We start from the raw sequence: 14,041 nt of genomic DNA on the forward strand, positions 1-14,041 counted from the left end.
AATAGAAAACCGAACATTTATTCGTATTTTTTTCAAGCAGGCAGAGTGGGGTCATAATTAGGTGGAATGAGTGGTGGTTTTTTTCAAAAGAGAGGATTGAAAGAATAAGAAGGATGCAGCCTTATCATTAAAACTGCATCTTCACATGTTATTTCGGAGGTGTTTGGTGTCGATTTGTCCGTTTCGGACGAGGTTTAGCTGGTTCAAGATTCACTTTTGCTCCATTTAGACGAGAATGGCGTAACGCTTCGTATACAAAAGGTGCAGATTCCTCGGGGACATCTACAAACGTAAAGTTGTCAAACACATCGATACGGCCGATGCTTTTAGTTGGAATGCCAACCAATTTAGCAATTTCATCGGAGACGATCTTGGGGTTGAGTTTGACGTTACGCCCGACATTAATAAAGAATCGGATCATGCCGGCTGCTCCACCTGTCTCACCAAACTGATATCCAGGTTCGTCTTTACTTGAATCTGACGAGAAATGAAGCTGAAGCAAAGCCCTGACAACATCCTCTCCTGAATATTCATTTAGAAGCTCATTGACCAAAGGATCAAATAACTCTCGATCGTTCCCTTTTGAATCAATGGTATCCATCACAAGCTTCTTCCACGAGCTTTGTTGTTTAAAAACAACATCCTCAAGTGTTGGAACAGCATGAGAAGGGATCGTCATCTTAATCTCATGTTCAATCGAACGTAAATGCTTCATTTCTCGAGGTGTCACTAATGTTAAGGCGAGACCTGTTCGACCCGCTCGACCTGTTCGACCAATTCTGTGAACATAGCTCTCAGGATCCTGTGGAATGTCATAGTTAATTACATGACTAACATTTTGAACATCAATTCCACGTGCCGCTACATCTGTAGCAATGAGAAATTCAATAGAGGAATCTCTAAACTTCTTCATCACATCATCACGTTGCGACTGAGACAGGTCACCATGTAAACCATCTGCTAAATAACCACGTGCCTGCAAAGCTTCCGTTAATTCTGCTACCCCTTTTTTTGTTCGACAAAAGAGAATACCGAGCTCCACCTCGTCACTGTCAATAATCCGGCAAAGTGAATCCACTTTATTGCGCTCAAGCACTTTAAAGTATCTTTGCTCAATTAAAGGAGCTGTCACTTCTCCTTTGTTAATCGTGACGGTTTTTGGATGACTCATATATTTTGTAGATAGCTTCCGGATTGCTTGCGGCATGGTTGCCGAAAAAAGTAATGTCTGTCTTTTTGTATTAACCTGACTGAGGATCGATTCAATGTCTTCTACAAACCCCATGTCAAGCATTTCATCTGCTTCATCTAGCACAACCGTATGAACCCGGTCTAGCTTTAATGTTTGGCGACGCAGATGGTCTAGAATACGTCCCGGTGTACCAATAACTACGTGAACACCTTGATTCAATGCACGGATTTGATGGCCAATTGACTGACCTCCATAGATCGGAAGAGTTCGGATCCGTTTATGAACGGAAAGTTTCTGGAGCTCTCCAGAGACTTGAACCGCAAGCTCCCTAGTTGGAGTCAATATTAAGGCTTGAACATAAGGCTCGTTTGAAACCTTATCAACAATTGGAATACCAAAAGCGGCCGTTTTACCTGTTCCGGTCTGCGCCTGACCGATGACATCTCCACCTTCAAGTATGACTGGAATAGCCTTTTCTTGAATCGGAGATGGTTCTTCAAAACCCATTTCCTCAATGGCTCGTTTAATTGCTTCAGAAATCTGAAAGTCTTTAAAATAAGTCATTGTGTTGCATTCCACCTTTTAAGTTCGTTCAACAAGTAGAAGCAGCTATACTTAACAGCACGTTCTCGAATGGCTTGGCGATTTCCGCTTAACTGAATTGGAAAAACGACCGTTTGCTGATCAAATCCCGCAATACCGATAAAGACCGTTCCGGGATCTTTCCCTTCTTGAGCATCAGGACCTGCCACTCCAGTAAAAGAAACACCAATATCAGCGGACATGATCTTCCGGACATTACTTGCCATTTCAACTGCACATGCTTCACTTACTACCCCACTCTGCTTAATGGTTTCTTTCGACACTTGTAATAAGTTTTCCTTCACCTCAGCTGAATAAGCTGAGATTCCTCCATTAAAAATAGCTGAAGTTCCTTTAAAAGCTGTTAGTCCAGATGTAAAGAGGCCAGCAGTAAAACTTTCTGCGGCTGAAATCGTTAATCCAGCCTTCTTCAACTGAATCACTAATTGCTCCATGAGACCAATTTCTCCATAGCCATAAAAATGCTCGCCTACTCGGTCTTGAATTAGACGTTCTGTCTCATCTAATAGCCGTTCAGCTTCATTGGCATCCGTATGTTTAACTGTCAGTCGAAGTTTAACCTCACCATGACTAGCCAGAGGAGCAATGGTTGGATTTGTTTGCGCATCAATAAGATCTTCAAGATCTGTTTCAAGCTGAGACTCACCAATTCCGAAGTAGCGAAGCACTCGGGATGTAATCGCTGTTCCTGAGCCATCTAATAGCTTTGGTTTCAACTCCATCTCAAACATCGGTTGAAGCTCTCTAGGAGGACCAGGCATCAAAACTAGCTTACATTTCTCTGTTTCAAGATACATTCCTGGAGCCATACCTGTATGGTTTGTTAATACAGTTGACCCTTCAATGACAAGCGCTTGTTTCCTATTGTTTGGAGACATTGGACGATTACGTTTCTCAAAATAGGACGTAATCGATTCCAAAGCAGCTTCATCATGAACTAATGTACGCCCGCAGAAAATAGCAGCTGTTTGTTTTGTTAGATCATCTTTTGTTGGTCCAAGCCCGCCTGTCAGAATGACAAGATCCGCTCGTTCACTGGCAAGCTCTAACGACTCGGCAAGTCTTTTTTCATTATCACCAACAACTGTATGTACGTACACATCAACGCCTATTTCAGCCAGTTGCTTTGAAAGATACTGTGCGTTTGTATTTGTAATTTGTCCAAGTAAAAGCTCTGATCCTACGGCAATAATTTCAGCATTCATTTAACTTTCCCCCGTATCATTTCGATTTTAAAAGCACATGCTTACTTTTAATAAAATAATCAACTCCGGAAATAATCGTTAAAATCGTCGCAATCCAAATCATAATTTGATCAAATGGGATCGATAACGCCGCAAATGGAACATTATGTAGCAAACAAGCTGAGATGGCAATAATCTGAGCTGTGGTTTTCCATTTTGCTAACTGACTAGCCGCAATCACATCACCGTCCGCCGCAGCTACCAGACGAATCCCCGTCACTGCAAATTCACGACTTAGGATGACAATAACCATCCAAGCTGCAACTACTCCAGACTCCACTAGTCCAATAAGCGCCGCTGTAACAAGTAGTTTGTCAGCTAAAGGATCAAGGAATTTCCCGAAATTTGTAATCAGGTTTAATTTTCGAGCAAAATAGCCATCGAGCCAATCTGTTGCTGATGCAAAAATGAAGATAAGAGCTGCAATTAAATCTGAGACAGCAAGTTCAGTTCCGTAAAATTCAATGACACCAAATGGCCAATCAATTAACAAGAACAACATAAAAACTGGAATTAATAAAATGCGAGAAATCGTAATTTTGTTTGGCAGATTCAAAATAGGCCCTTCTTTCTTAAGCAAAGTTCTTTATCATTTTTATTCTCTTCTCTCTGGTTCAGATAAGAGATAACCGTTTCATTATTGTATCATATCCTCCCTACAAACATTCAAGTATAGCCACCCTTATTGAGTAGAGTTAAAAAAGTCGCCCCTGTTAGAAACAGGAACGACCATGTTTTATTCGGCATTATACGTAATTTCGAGCTTTTGATGAACAAGATCAAGCGGCATGTCTACCTCTTCACCATTAATAAACACTGTAGCATTCTGAGAAGCACCTAAGTTAATTAGGATGGACTCTTCGTCACTATAATCCTCAGATATTTCATCACCTTCACTAAACAGTCCGGATGACACAATAAAGTCTCCATCTGCATTTCGAATATCTGCACTACAGTCACCACTGAATTCAATCGTCAGTTCAAACTCAGATGCCTCTAGATCAAACGAAGACGTATTACCAGTACTATCATTAAGTGTTAACTCACTTGTCGGCTCTTCTTCCGGTTCAGGCTCTTCACTTTCTTCATCATTACCCGCTTCCTCACCCTCTTCAACAGGAGCTGGATCTTCCTCTTCTGGTTCAGGCGTTTCTCCAAGTTCAACCTCTATTGGAGAGTCTGGTTCAGAATCAGCTGGGTCTTCTGAGTTTAAGAACTGACTCCTAAACAGCGAAATACCTGCTGCAATGATAATGATAAAGACGACAACTGCTACAACGGGCAAAATAGAAGATGCACGTGATTTTCGTTGTGGTGGACTCGATACAGGTTTTCGTCGTTCTGACCTAGACGGGATATTCTCTGCATCTTTACTTGGCTGTGGTAATTCATTTTTATGTTGCTCTAACAGCTCCGTTGCGTCTAACCCTACGGCTTCAGCATACGTCTTCACAAATGCTCTTGCATAAAACAACCCAGGCAATGAATCGAATCGTCCTTCTTCAATTGCCACTAAATATCTTTTTTGAATTTTTGTCGTTCGTTGTAAATCCTCAAGAGAAAGTTGTTTCTCTTCGCGTGCTTGCTTTAATTGCAATCCTAAATCTGACATCTTTCCACCTACCTACACCTTTAGCTTATATCAAAGGAAGAGAATCCAGGCTCGACTACATCATAGGTGATTTTTTCATTCTCATCATTACGCAATTCAATTATGCAGTCAAAATCCTTGAGTTCATATTCCGTTTCTCTGACAAAAATATCTGGATGTTCAACAACCTTCACCACTGGTTGCCTCATTACTTCAGCAACTAACGTTCTATGCTTCTCTGTTGATCTCATCGTTGACACAATTCCATCAATAATAAATATATGGTCTCCGCCGAGCTCATCTTCAGCTAGCTGACTACGCACAGTCTGCCGAAGTAACGTTGACGATATGAATGACCAGCGTTTATTCGCACATACACTTGCTGCGACCACAGATTCGGTTTTACCTACACGAGGCATACCTCGTATCCCTACTAAATAATGGCCCTCACGCTTGTACATTTCAGCCATAAAATCAACCAAAAGACCCAGCTCACGTCGGATAAACCGAAATGTCTTTCTTTCAGCTGCATCTCTTTCAATGTAACGTCCGTGTCTAATCGCCAAACGGTCTCGCACTCTTGGTTCACGAAACTTGGTGACTGAGACACTTCCAATCGTATGTAAAATGGATTTAAATCGCTCAACCTGGTCATCATTGTCGCTACTTAGCAACATCCCACGTCGGCTGTCGTCAATTCCGTTAATCGTCATAATGTTAATAGAGAGCATTCCTAATAAAGAAGAAATATCACCCAGAATCCCTGGTCTGTTTTCTAATAATTGATACTCAAAATACCATTCCTTCACACTACAACACCGCCTCATCTAATCAAAGAGTGGTCAATCATATGATCTGACAAATTAAGCTAAAAATTTCACTACTTTTGTTAATGATAATGGATTTTTAACGCAATTGAAAGGATTTTATAGATGCAATTTATTTTATTTAGACATAGCTTACAATCATATAGAAAAAAAGGCGCCGCTCTTATTATATGCGGCACCTTAAAAACATATGACTATTTGTGATCAACCAGTTTAACCATCATGTTTGCAATGGCGTGCTGTTCTTCTTCATCTGCTACTTGCCAAAGTTCAGCTAGAACCCGTTCCTGTTCATTCTTTGGCTCTACTTGACTTGCAAGGTATTCACCAACTTGATACGCCACATCTGAAATAACTCCTTCAGATAAGCCTTTATCCTGAGCTTGATCCAAACGTACATTTAAAAATTCTTTCCAGTGGTCCCAGTTATCAACAACTGACATCGTTAGATTCCTCCTTTTATTGTACTACGCAATTAGCATTCGTTATTTGTACAATTTTATACAGAGAATTTTGTTCTTAATGCCAAGCACCATTAATTTCAATGATTTGTCCATTGATATAACTAGAACCAGAACTAGCTAAAAACTCAACAGCATTCGCAATATCTTCTGGCGAGCCTAATTTCCCAGCTGGAATTTCCTCTTTAATGAGTCGCAGATCCTCCGAATTATAGGTTTGCATCATCTTGGTATCAATAGCTCCAGGTGCCACAGCATTCACTTGAATGCCACTTGGAGCCACTTCTTTAGCTAAGCCTTTTACAAAGCTATTCATTCCACCCTTTGCTGCTGAATAAGCGACTTCATAGGAAGCACCCGTGACTCCCCATATAGACGTAATCGCAATGATTTTACCAGATTGTTTTCTAATCATTGCCGGTAGCAGTTGTCGTGTGATTTTGATGGGATTTAACAAATGGACCGTCATAAGCTCCGAAAGCTCTTGGTCTCCTACATCTGTTAAAAGCCCCTCTAATGAATGGCCCGCTGTATGAATCAGAATATCAATCGAACCAGCTACCTGCTCAAGGAGACGGCTTGAACCGTGCTCATGAGACAAATCTGCTTGAATGATCACTGCATCAGCACCTTGGCTTACACAATCTTGTTGCGTCTGCTCAACAGATTCTTTGTGATGACAATAATGCAAATACATTGTCACACCTGGTTTGGCAATTTTTTTTGCGATAGCTGATCCAATATCTCCTGATGCACCCGTTATTAAAATATGTGCATTCGCTACACTCAACTCTCGGCTCTTACTTGGCAAACCGTTGACCTTGAGAGTTGAAAATGATCTTGAAGGATTGTCTCTAGGTCTTCCTTTGTAAAGGATTCAAGGACTGGTACCACATCAAATAAATTCATCTGATTAAATTGATAACGTGTAAATTGAGTCGCAATAAAATCAGGTGAGTTTAATGATCGTAAGAATGAACCAATCTTTTTCTTCACGGCACGTTCCATGCTTGTTTGATCGATCTCTGCTGCTACAAACGCCTGAATCATCTCTTTAATTTGATCAGCCAGTTTGTCTGGGTCCGGCGAATCTCCTCCAATAATCGTAAACCCGAAACCACCTTCTCCTGTGTATTCGTAAGAAAAGCTATCGTCAATTAAACCAGACTGATACAGCGTCTGATAATTACCTGAGCTTTGACCAAACATCAAATCTAAAATAATCTTGATGCCTAGTTCACGTTTCAAAAGGTCCTTGCCTTGACGCTCAGTACCGATTTCTTTAATTCCAACAAGACATTTTGGTGCTTGAACAGGCATACGAATAATCGATTTTTCCTTGGCAACGTGTTCTGGTTCCTGATCAAAAAAGCGTTTAATATCCTGTGGAGGCGCAAAGCTTTTTCCTGCTTGGTTTGCTTTAACTTGCTTCATCACTTCTTCTGGATCAACCGGTCCCACTACAAATAACAACATGTTGCTCGGGTGATAGAAGGTATGGTAACACGTGTAAAGCCAATCCTTTGTTATGTGTGAAATCGATTCAATGGTACCAGCAATATCAATTTTGACAGGGTGATGGACAAAAAGGTTTTCAATCACACCAAAATACAGTCTCCAGTCAGGGTTATCATCATACATCGTAATCTCCTGATTAATGATACCCTTCTCCTTCTCCACGCTTTCCTCCGTAAAATAAGGATGTTGCACAAAATCAACTAACGTCTCTAAGTTCTTAGGGACATTAGATGTGCTTGAGAATAAGTATGCCGTACTCGTAAAGCTGGTGAAGGCATTTGCCGAAGCCCCTTGTCGACTAAAGTCATGAAAAACATCACCATTCTCATCTTCAAACATTTTATGCTCCAAAAAATGAGCGATGCCATCTGGTACAAGTCGTTCTTCGTCTCCATCAATCGGTACAAATCGATTATCAATAGACCCATATTTTGTTGTAAACGTGGCGAATGTTTTATTAAAACCTTCTTTTGGAAGAATATAGACATGAAGTCCATTATCTAAGGTTTCATGATAAAAGGTTTCGTTTAATTGCTTAAACGGTACTTGATTCATTCTATTCATCTCCCTTCAAGAAATAGATCGTGTCTAACTCACATTTTTTTGCAGCCTCTATGATTTCTTGCTTACTGACTTCATCAATTTGTTGAAGTAAGTCTTCAATTGACCCTGAAGCACCACTCAAGACTTGACGGTAATTTAATTCAATTTGTCCAGAAGCCGAATCAGACGCCTCAAGCAACTGGTTTCGAAGCATGGATTTTGTTTGATCGATCTCTTCATCAGTGAAATCACCCTGTTTCATCAAATCAAATTGTTCCTGAATGATTTCAACCGCTCGATCATATTTCGCAAACTCAATTCCAGCCATCACCATTAATATGCCTTTATGACTTTCTAATCGTGAGGCTGCATAATAAGCAAGACTCTCTTTTTCACGAACATTTACAAACAGCTTGGAGTGTGTAAAGCCACCATATAACCCGTTAAAGACCTGCATAGCTGCATAATCTGAGTCCCCGTAGTGAGTGTGGGTTCGAAATCCAATGTTCAACTTACCTTGTTTAATCTCTTGTGCCTCTGCCACCACTTTAACGTCTTTGACAGAAGGAGATTTAGAAGGAACCGCTTTTTCATGGCTGTTTGACTGGTTTAATTGAAAAGCTTGGTGAATTTGATCTGTGACTACTTTCTCGTCTACATCTCCTACTACATACAGGTCTATGTTGTCTGTTTGCAAAAGCTTCTGATAGTAATCATAAAGCGCTTTTGGTGTGATAGCCTCAACCCCACTGCGATCTCCGAATGCAGGAATTGCATAGGCCTCTCCCTCACACATGACCTCTGTTGCCCTCATATTGGCGTAACGCATTTTATCATCATACACAGACTCAATGCGTTGAATTAATGTTCTTTTCTCGGTCTCTACCACTTCAGGTACAAATGCGCCTGCCTCTGTATGCGGATGAAGCAATACGTCAGAAAGGACATCTAAAGCTTGCTGAAGCAACGAATCTGTATCACGTAAATAGCGTTCATTCGCTACATCCATAAAAAACGTCATAACATGTTGTTCACCACTTTTACGAACATCTCCACTAAGACGCGCTCCGTACAAATCGTCCAAATGAACTCGTAGTTTTTGACGTGATGGCCATTGTTTCGTTCCGCCTTGAAGAACATGAGGCAATAACGCTCGAAGTGAAACCGTTTCTTTTTCAAGTGGCGCACGAAGCATTACCATGATTGTTGTTGTTTTATACTTATCTGTCTTCATCACATGCACGTGGATGCCATGATGGTCAAATACTTGTTCTTTTTGTTCCATATTAGCACTCATCCCTCTCAATTTAAGCCGTAAAATGCAAGCCTGCATATCCTTCTAGTATACCATATTAAGGAATCATTCATGCCTCCCCAAGGCTTCAACACGCAAAAAAACCAACCGATTTCATTGAATCGGTTGGGTAAAGCTTACGACATAAATCGTTTTCGGAGAACATGAAATTTAAACTTATCAGCGCGAAAGTAATTTTGTGAATATAAGATTGGTTGATCATGTTGATCATAATGAGTTTGATTAAGAAGAAGCAATGCAGATCCAGCATCCGATTCGAGCAGTTCAGACACCGTTTCGTGATAGCCTATAGGTTCTATATACGTTACAGCATAGGTGATCGTTTTTCCAATTTCACTTAAAAACTGAAAAAGCGACTTTGTTTCATGTACAGAACGATTAGAAAGAAGATGATAAGGCACACGATCAAGACAATAAACGACAGGTACATCATCTGCCGTCCGAAGACGTTCCACTTGAAATACTTGATCCAGATCACGTTGTTTAAATAACTCTTGATCTTGTTCAGTGGCTTCTTGAACGGAATCAGATAGAAAAATGGTCCCCGGTTCCATATTCGCTTTTTTAATCATATCTGTTACACTCGATAATTCCTCTATGCCTGCCGAGAGCATCGGTTTTGCATTCACAAATGTCCCCACTCCATGCCTTCTGACCAAAAGACCTTCATCTTCCAATAGCCGGAGTGCTTCACGCAAAGTGGCTCGACTCACACCTAATAATTTAGCTAATTCAAATTCAGAAGGAAGCTGCCTTCCCTCTTCATATTTCTCTATGTCTTGACGAAGCTTATCTATAACTTGCAAATATAGCGGTCTGTAATCAGTTTTGATCACAGTCTCTCCCCCCATTCATCTTCTTCACAGCCTAAGACGAAGATGCTTCATCCTCTGGATTGGCTGAAATTAACACTTCACGCGGTTTACTTCCTTCATACTTCCCTACTACTCCACGTAATTCCATTTCATCAATTAACCTAGCTGCTCGCGTATAACCAATGCGAAATCTACGCTGTAACATGGAAACAGAAGCTGTATTCATTTCAACAACAAGATCAACTGCAGAAGAATAGAGCTCATCTTGCACTTCTTGTTTTGGTGCTTCCACCTCTTCAGTTGGTGTCATTTCCTCTTGATATTGTGCTTTTTGTTGTGATATTACAAAACTCACAATGTCCTCTACTTCTTCATCTGATAAGAACGCGCCTTGAATTCGTGTTGGTTTATTTGCTCCAACCGGCAAGTACAACATATCGCCGCGACCTAATAACTTCTCCGCTCCACCAGAGTCCAAGATCGTCCTTGAGTCTGTCTGAGAGGAAACTCCAAAAGCAATCCGAGAAGGAATGTTTGCTTTAATAACCCCTGTAATAACGTCAACTGATGGCCTTTGCGTAGCAATAATCATATGAATTCCAGAAGCTCTTGCCATCTGCGCAAGTCGTGCAATGGAATCTTCCACGTCACCAGATGCAACCATCATAAGGTCAGCTAACTCGTCTACAATCACAACAATGTACGGGAGAAACGGTTGCTTCGCGTCTCCAGCTTCATTTTGTTTTCTTATTAATTCATTATAGCCTTCCAAATTCCTTGTTCCACTATGTGAAAATAAATCATAGCGACGTTCCATTTCCGCAACAACCTTTTTCAAAGCTTGAGACGCTTTTTTAGGCTCTGTCACTACTGGCGTTAAGAGATGTGGTATCCCATTATACACATTTAACTCAACCATCTTAGGGTCAATCATCATTAATTTTACTTCATGAGGTTTTGCTTTCATTAAGATACTCGTAATAATTCCATTAATACATACACTTTTCCCACTACCCGTTGCACCAGCAACTAATAAATGCGGCATTTTATTTAATGGAGCTAGCACCGGTTCCCCGGAAATATCGCGACCAAGCCCAACAGCAAGAACATGTTCCTCTGCCTTTGATGGCGCTGAATCTAATACCTCACGTAAGGAGACAATCGCCACCTCTTTATTTGGCACTTCGATTCCGATCGCTGATTTGCCTGGGATTGGTGCTTCGATACGAATATCCTTTGCGGCAAGAGCAAGGGCAAGATCATCAGCTAAATTAACAATTTTACTTACCTTCACACCAATGTTTGGATTCACTTCATATTTTGTAACGGCTGGTCCTAAATGAACCTTAGTCACTCGAGCTTTCACACCAAAGCTATCCAACGTTTGCTCAAGCTTTCTAGCATTCGATGTTAGCTGTTGTTTTTCTTGATGCTGCCCCGGAGTGGATGCAGCCTTAAGTAGTTCAAAAGAAGGTAATATGTACGATTCGTTTGTTTCTCCAGCTGTTACAAGTGAGGTTGTGACTAACGTATCATCCACAACCGTTTCTTCATTTGCAGGCTCTTTGTCTTTCGATTTGTTAACCTCATTCTGCACAGTTGCTGTCGGCTCATTCACATGATTGTCTTGGTATGCATTTTGTGAGAAATCAACAATTTCCGGAATTTCCTCTGAATACGTTTCTTCAGGCACACTAGAAGGAACACGATCCGTCCTAGTCGGTTTACTTTTTTCCTTATTTTTCTGTTCTGTCTTTTTCTCTTCACGTAAGGTCCGTTCTTCCTTCATCTTTTCACGTGACTGCTTACTCCATTGAAGGCTCTCTTTAAAGAGTGAGGTTATAAAATCCACAAAACCTAGATAGGTTCTTCTAAACCCTTTGCCAAGCATTTCAGAAACAGATCTACCTGTAATTAGGATCACACCGATCACCATTAAAACGATACATAAAAAGATCGTTCCTCCACTTGCAAAAAGAAAGTGACTAACAGCAAATGCAACGGCACCAATCATTCCGCCTCCAAGCTCACCACCTGAACTGTTCCCACTTGCTTCAAGCCAAAACAAGTCCCAGGTGTTACGTATGACGGAGGTGTCAGCAAATCCTTCACCTGCCCCTAGCGTGCGGAATAAACTCCAGTGCCCAAGTAAAGCAAGCGAGAGAACAACGATATAAAAACCTGCCATACGCCTTGACCAAAACGTGGGCTTTGTTCTCTTAAACATAATGTACAGAGAAATAACAAGCAGCCCGATAGCCAAAAGAAAGAACCATTCTCCTAGAAAAAAACGAAACAAACGAACAAAGGCTTCTCCTACACCGCCTAGTCGAGCCAGTGTGACAACCGCCATAACAAGTAATCCCAAGCCTACAATTTCATAAGTCAGCTGAGATTTCCAATTTGTCTTCTTTCGCTTTTTACGTCTTGCCATAGTACGGTCACCCTTTTATCCATTCGTCTATCCAGTATACGAATAAGCAGCCAGACTGGCTGCTTATCATGTATTCGATGGCTACTATTATAGCATATTAAAGATGGAGAACGAGCAATTAAATTAGCGGATTTGCATCTATAATTGCACCCGGGGAGAAGCGCGGATCTAAATAAAGAGAGGAATCTCCACAAACTAGACGAACAACTTTGTATTTTCCTGTTTCAAATGGCTCGACAATTAGTTGACCACTACCAATAGGAATACTCATCTGCTGACTGAAGGCATCCGATTCCTCTGGATACACTTCTTCTAGTGGCATCATCGTATATAAGATCATTGAATGATCTCTCCTTGCTTATAATCTTCTATCAGCTGATTAAGTTTCTTCATTGCTTGTCCAATCCCGCCCACTTCATTAATCAATCCGCACTCCACAGCGTCTATTCCTATCACATTGGTTCCAATATCTCGAGTTAGATTGCCCTTAGAAAACATGAGCTCTTTAAATTTTTCTTCGGAAATATCAGAATGAGCCGTCACAAACCGAATGACTCGTTCCTGCATTTTATCGAGGTATTCAAACGTTTGTGGAACACCGATCACCATGCCTGTTAAACGAATTGGATGAATCGTCATCGTAGCCGTTTCAGCAATATAGGAATAATCAGACGCCGTTGCAATAGGCACACCAATTGAATGACCGCCACCGAGCACCAACGTAACAGATGGCTTTGACATAGAGGCAATCATCTCTGATATGGCTAAGCCAGCTTCAACATCCCCACCAACAGTGTTTAAAATGATGAGTAAACCCTCAATTTTCGAATTCTGTTCCGCTGCAACGAGCTGAGGAATAATATGTTCGTATTTTGTTGTTTTATTTTGTGGAGGCAATTGCATATGTCCCTCAATTTGACCTATCACCACTAAACAGTGAATGTTGGACCCTTCCATCTCTGGCACATTGGTCTGCCCAAGTTCTTGAATTTTTTCAACTAGTGATGCTTTTTTAGCATCTTGATCCGTTTTTCCATCATTCTGCTGCTGTTCTCGTTTCTCGCTCACACGATCCACTCTCCTTCTTTGTGTACATAGCCGTAGTATGGTCGATTCCAGCTTTCATCATGCGTTCGATCCATTTAACTGATTTACGAAGATAGTATTTAATTGGATAGGTGAGGAGGTAAATACGGATGTATGGATGAGGAGGTAGAAAGGGTCTGGATAGAACCTTCTCTTTCCATGTTAGAACCTCTGATCCCGCGTTAGATCCTTCTCTCTCCATGTTAGGCGCTCTGATCCCACGTTAGATCCTTCTCTTTCCATGTTAGAACCTCTTATCCCATGTTAGATCCTCCTCTTTCCATGTTAGCTCCTCTTATTCCACGTTAGATCCTCCTCTTTCCACGTTAGCGCCTCTTATCCCACGTTAGATCCTCCTCTTTCCACGTTAGCGCCTCTTATCCCGCGTTAGATCCTCCTCTTTCCATGTTAG

The 14,041-nt window shown here is 41.1% G+C and carries 14 protein-coding genes; all 14 read right to left on the bottom strand.

Annotated features, from left to right (window positions below):
* Window positions 1–148: 148 nt before the first annotated feature.
* The 14 genes from J2S05_RS05270 to J2S05_RS05335 all read right to left on the bottom strand — a co-directional run bounded on the left by J2S05_RS05270 (window position 149) and on the right by J2S05_RS05335 (window position 13,831).
* On the bottom strand, window positions 149–1,756 hold the full coding sequence (locus tag J2S05_RS05270) for a DEAD/DEAH box helicase (protein ID WP_306980548.1): 1,608 nt from the start codon (window positions 1,754–1,756) through the stop codon (window positions 149–151).
* Complete coding sequence (locus J2S05_RS05275; protein ID WP_306980549.1) at window positions 1,753–3,000, bottom strand: competence/damage-inducible protein A; 1,248 nt, start codon at window positions 2,998–3,000, stop codon at window positions 1,753–1,755. The genes J2S05_RS05270 and J2S05_RS05275 overlap by 4 nt, the downstream gene beginning before the upstream one ends.
* 16 nt (window positions 3,001–3,016) lie before the next feature.
* Window positions 3,017–3,595, bottom strand: coding sequence for a CDP-diacylglycerol--glycerol-3-phosphate 3-phosphatidyltransferase (gene pgsA / locus J2S05_RS05280; RefSeq protein WP_306980551.1), 579 nt, complete (start codon window positions 3,593–3,595; stop codon window positions 3,017–3,019).
* 180 nt (window positions 3,596–3,775) lie between these two features.
* Entirely contained in the window at window positions 3,776–4,651 is an 876-nt protein-coding gene (locus tag J2S05_RS05285) for a helix-turn-helix domain-containing protein (protein ID WP_306980553.1), read from the bottom strand.
* Between the two features lie 20 nt (window positions 4,652–4,671).
* A complete protein-coding gene (locus J2S05_RS05290) occupies window positions 4,672–5,457 on the bottom strand; it encodes a DUF3388 domain-containing protein (RefSeq protein WP_306980555.1) in 786 nt (261 codons plus the stop codon).
* A gap of 194 nt (window positions 5,458–5,651) precedes the next feature.
* Window positions 5,652–5,900, bottom strand: a complete 249-nt coding sequence (locus tag J2S05_RS05295) for a DUF3243 domain-containing protein (protein ID WP_306980556.1) — start codon at window positions 5,898–5,900, stop codon at window positions 5,652–5,654.
* Window positions 5,901–5,976: 76 nt separating this feature from the next.
* Window positions 5,977–6,708 carry an elongation factor P 5-aminopentanone reductase gene (ymfI, locus tag J2S05_RS05300; RefSeq protein ID WP_306980558.1) on the bottom strand — a complete coding sequence of 244 codons (732 nt, stop codon included), beginning with the start codon at window positions 6,706–6,708 and terminating at the stop codon, window positions 5,977–5,979.
* Window positions 6,705–7,991, bottom strand: a complete 1,287-nt coding sequence (yfmH, locus tag J2S05_RS05305; protein ID WP_306980560.1) for an EF-P 5-aminopentanol modification-associated protein YfmH — start codon at window positions 7,989–7,991, stop codon at window positions 6,705–6,707. The genes ymfI and yfmH overlap by 4 nt, the downstream gene beginning before the upstream one ends.
* Before the next feature lies 1 nt (window position 7,992).
* Complete coding sequence (yfmF, locus tag J2S05_RS05310; protein ID WP_306980562.1) at window positions 7,993–9,264, bottom strand: EF-P 5-aminopentanol modification-associated protein YfmF; 1,272 nt, start codon at window positions 9,262–9,264, stop codon at window positions 7,993–7,995.
* A gap of 146 nt (window positions 9,265–9,410) precedes the next feature.
* On the bottom strand, window positions 9,411–10,130 hold the full coding sequence (locus J2S05_RS05315) for a GntR family transcriptional regulator (RefSeq protein ID WP_306980564.1): 720 nt from the start codon (window positions 10,128–10,130) through the stop codon (window positions 9,411–9,413).
* A gap of 31 nt (window positions 10,131–10,161) precedes the next feature.
* A complete protein-coding gene (locus J2S05_RS05320; RefSeq protein ID WP_306980566.1) occupies window positions 10,162–12,543 on the bottom strand; it encodes an FtsK/SpoIIIE family DNA translocase in 2,382 nt (793 codons plus the stop codon).
* Window positions 12,544–12,661: 118 nt separating this feature from the next.
* Window positions 12,662–12,883: a YlzJ-like family protein gene (locus J2S05_RS05325; protein ID WP_306980568.1), complete on the bottom strand. Its 222-nt coding sequence runs from the start codon at window positions 12,881–12,883 to the stop codon at window positions 12,662–12,664.
* On the bottom strand, window positions 12,880–13,611 hold the full coding sequence (locus J2S05_RS05330; protein WP_306980570.1) for a ClpP family protease: 732 nt from the start codon (window positions 13,609–13,611) through the stop codon (window positions 12,880–12,882). Before J2S05_RS05330 ends, J2S05_RS05325 begins: the two co-directional genes overlap by 4 nt.
* On the bottom strand, window positions 13,580–13,831 hold the full coding sequence (locus J2S05_RS05335) for a hypothetical protein (protein ID WP_306980572.1): 252 nt from the start codon (window positions 13,829–13,831) through the stop codon (window positions 13,580–13,582). The genes J2S05_RS05330 and J2S05_RS05335 overlap by 32 nt, the downstream gene beginning before the upstream one ends.
* Window positions 13,832–14,041 lie beyond the last annotated feature (210 nt).

The sequence above is a fragment of the Alkalicoccobacillus murimartini genome (genome assembly GCF_030813245.1).
GTDB classification, from domain to species: Bacteria; Bacillota; Bacilli; order Bacillales; family Bacillaceae_D; genus Alkalicoccobacillus; species Alkalicoccobacillus murimartini.